The organism is Polaromonas sp., from assembly GCF_029945685.1.
In the GTDB taxonomy this organism is placed as follows: Bacteria; Pseudomonadota; Gammaproteobacteria; order Burkholderiales; family Burkholderiaceae_C; genus Polaromonas.
In genome coordinates this window covers 1-2,565 of sequence record NZ_JAQSDA010000019.1, presented here as the reverse complement: position 1 = coordinate 2,565, position 2,565 = coordinate 1, and the positions used below count along the sequence as shown (strand labels likewise).

Sequence of the window (2,565 nt, the reverse complement as noted above, 5' to 3'; positions counted from 1 at the left end):
GACGCCATTGGGATCAATTGAAGATCGATCACAATCTAAGAGATATGGATCCTGAAAAAGTTCTTGGCGCAAGAACTGAATTGAACACCGATCCAGTTATAGTCTCAGAAGGAACACCGGAATTATAGATAAGTGCATTCGTCAAATTTCGGATGTTGAAAGCAAATGAGACGCGATCAAGCTCGTATCCGAGCCTGAAATCCACTTTGTTGTAGGCAGGTACATTTTCGATCGCGTAATCAACCGCCGAGGTACTCCGCCGGCCAACCCTCGCGTAGCTTCCGAAAATCGAAGCCTTGCCCGGGCCGAGGTCGAACTCGTAGCGGGCCGAGACGTTCGAGCTGAATTTCGGCGCGTTCGGGAGCACAAAGTCGGCAAACCCCGCACCAACCGGAACATTTTTGGCCTTTGAATCGAGATAACTGGCGGATGCGGAAAAATTAAGTCCGCGCATCGGGCGGATAACCATGTCGAACTCGGCACCCCTTACCCATGCGTCGACGTTAAAGACGTAGAGCGCCAAGTTTTGGGTCGAGAAGGTTTGTAGATTCTTGTAATCGTAATAGAAAATCGAACCGTTGAAATCGAGCACTCCGTTGAGCATTCTCGATTTAACACCGGCCTCATAGTTCACAAGCGTCTCAGGTTTGAACTCGGCTACGGAAACGGGATAAAGCTCGTTTGCACCGGTATTGAACCCACCTGCCTTTGTGCCCCTGTTTACGCCAGCGTAGACATTGACATTTTCATCGAGTTTATATTGAGCAACGATGCGTCCTGACCAGGATGTCGTTGATATTGACTTGTCGAATCCGACGAACTGCACGAGCGGAACCGGCGACGCCCCTGCGATCACTGCGCAAATATTGACCGGGATCGTAGGATTGGTCGTGCAGGAGGACTGATTGACACCACGCTTCTGGTCACTGGTTACGCGGCCGCCGACAATAACACTGAACTTGGGGCTAAAGTGGTAGGTGGCTTCCGCAAATCCAGCGTAAGACGTGGTTCTCAGATGCAGGGCCGCATTGAGATTGATTCCATAGAACGGTATATCGTTTAGATTAACATTTGCGCCGGTATGGTTGTTGATCCACAACCCATAAAGACCGGCGACCCAGTCAACATTACTTACCTTTCCGGAGAGTCTGATCTCTTCGGAATATTGGCGGCCCCCAGGATTGCTTTGATTAAAAATAGCTGTCGGGAATCCGCTCGCAAGCAGGGTGTTGTAGAGTTGATCGGAGTACTGATAGTTTGAGATCGACGTCAGCTTGATTCCGGACCCAATCGTCCAATCGATTGTCGCGGTGGCGTTAAGATATTTTCCGTTGAATTTTAGGTAGTTGGCGGTTGGCGCATTGTAAGGGCTCTTCAGTGATGCCGCGCAGTCACCGAGTGGAGAATAAGTGGTCGGAACTGTCCCAACTGTCGTGCGGCAGAAATTCTGATACGCGGCAAAATTGCCGGGCGTGACGCCGACCGGCTTACCGTTCGCCCCGATAAACGCGCGCGTCGTGCTCGCGACAGGGCCCTGTTGGTCCGGAAAACGGTCTGCATATACGCTGAGCAGGGCCCGGAAATCGCTACTGGGCTTATACTGGAGTTGCGCACGGACAGCTTGAACATCTGTGCCGTCATGGTCTGGCCCGATCGGATTGCGGATGTATGCGCCACCCTTTTCGGCATGATATGCGATACGGCCTGACCAGTCACCGCCAAGGCTGCCGCCGACGGCCCCTTCCGTCATGAACTTGTCGTAGCTCCCATATTCGGTCGTGACATAAGCCTCGAACTCTTGGCTGGGTGCTCGGGTAATATATTGGACAAGGCCACCCGTCGCATTGCGCCCGAACAGTGTTCCTTGCGGCCCCTTGAGAACCTCGACACGGTCGACGTCGAAAACCGGCTGAGTCAGCGCGGTCGAGAGGCCGACATACGCTCCGTCCACATAGGTGGCGACCGGTGCTTCCTGGTGAGCCGCGATATCTTGCTGGCCGACCCCACGGATGATCGTCGTGACATAAGCACCGCCACCCGGGGTAGTTGAGCGCACACCTGGAACAAGATCTGGAAGATCCATCGACGTTGTGAAGCCGCGGGCGGTGAGATCCTGTCCCTTGATCGCGCTGATCGCGATCGGGACGTCGCGAAGATTTTCCGACTTCTTCTGCGCCGTCACGATGATGTCGCCCTCAGCGTTTGGGTCTTGCGCCGCGGGGGCGTCAGAAGGCGGCGTCGGAGCTGGTTGGGCGGTCTGTGATTGAGCGTATGCGCCTTGGGACAAGGTCAGCAGTGTCGCAAGCGTGACCGGCGCGAGAGCAGTTAGTCTCATATTTTCATCCCTCTCCTTCCGGGCGGCCGCCTTCTGTGGACGTGCTCGCAAGCCGGCTTTTCAAAAATGATTAGAGACCTAAGTAATATATGAAAGGAAACGCGACGCAAGCCATATTCAGGGCACCCGGCCAGCAGCGTCGCTCCGGCCCATAGCGACGGTCCCGTCGGAGGTGCTCTATAGGCTGTACCGCCCTAAAAACGTACCTATCGTGACCGAGGACAACGGAA

The 2,565-nt window shown here is 54.4% G+C and carries 1 protein-coding gene; it reads right to left on the bottom strand.

The features are described from left to right. Window positions 1-28: 28 nt before the first annotated feature. The gene (locus PSV26_RS11610) at window positions 29-2,335 is read right to left on the bottom strand and encodes a TonB-dependent receptor (protein WP_300570827.1); all 2,307 of its coding nucleotides are present in this window, start codon (window positions 2,333-2,335) and stop codon (window positions 29-31) included. Window positions 2,336-2,565: the final 230 nt, after the last annotated feature.